This window comes from Paenibacillus sp. 01T422 (genome assembly GCF_056398785.1).
In genome coordinates, this window is the sequence record NZ_JBFTQB010001349.1 from 1 (window position 1) to 1104 (window position 1104).

General features: G+C 41.6%; 1 protein-coding gene. It reads left to right on the forward strand.

Annotated elements, in window-relative coordinates:
- Positions 1–11: 11 nt before the first annotated feature.
- Positions 12–1104, forward strand: a 1093-nt coding sequence (gene fliF, locus AC1DUA_RS38630; RefSeq protein WP_477504727.1) for a flagellar basal-body MS-ring/collar protein FliF, incomplete at its 3' end; no start/stop codon positions are given.

The following is a 1104-nucleotide window of genomic DNA, read 5'->3' on the forward strand; positions in this document are numbered from 1 at the left end:
TTCAAGGTGAGTTGCAGCAGCTTATTAATTCCAATCAAGCTATCTCTGGATCAAAGGTTCTGATTTCACTTCCGGAGGATGGGCCCTTCTTGCAACAGCAGGAAGAGAAAGCAACAGCATCCGTTGTTCTTCAAATGAAACAAGGTTATACGCTTGATCAAGGTAAGATTGATACCATCTACAACTTGGTTTCACACAGTATCAAAAATCTTCCTGTAGAGAACATCACCATCTCAGATCAGTATGGCGAAAGCTTGGTTTCTTCCAAATTGGGTGGTCAATCCTCCTCGAGCTTGGTGACTAGCCAGTCCGATATTAACGATAAGTTTCAAAAAGATCTGCAGAAAAATATTACGAACATGCTGGGAACTATGTTTGGACGCGACAAAGTGAATGTAAGTGTATTCTCTACCATGAACTTTGATCAAAAGAAAAGTAAAGAACAGCTCGTTTCCGCGCCAAATCAAGTCGATCAAAAAGGTTTGGAAATTTCCTTGCAGGAAGCCAGCGAGTCTTACCAAAATAATGGTGCTGACACAGGCGGTGTTCCTGGTACTGGCACAACGGATGTACCTGGTTACCCAGGATCATCAAATTCAGGGAAATCGAATACCGAGAAAAACAGTAAGACCGTAAATTACGAAGTGAATCGGATTACGAATGACATTGTGGCTACGCCGTATGTAGTAAAAGATTTAAGCATTAATGTCGGAATTGAACCACCGGTTAAAGATGATCCGACGTCATTGACTGCTGAAACCAAAACTGCTGTGCAAAACGCTTTGGTGAATATTGTAAGAACGGCACTAGCAGATAATAAGGCTACATATACTGACGATGATTTGCAGAAAAAAGTTACAGTTCTTGCTCATTCTTTTGCACGCCCTACGGATACACTGGCTTCCAAGACAACAACGTACTTAACTTACGCTGGTTTGGCACTAGCTGCACTCGCGATTGGTGTGATTGCTGGATTTGCAATTAGAAGACGCAGAAAAGCTGCCCAACAATTAATGGAACAAGATCTGAACATTGCAGCGAATAAAGCGGAACTTCCAACGATTGATATTGAAAATGTTACTAATGACAATCAAGTACGTAAGC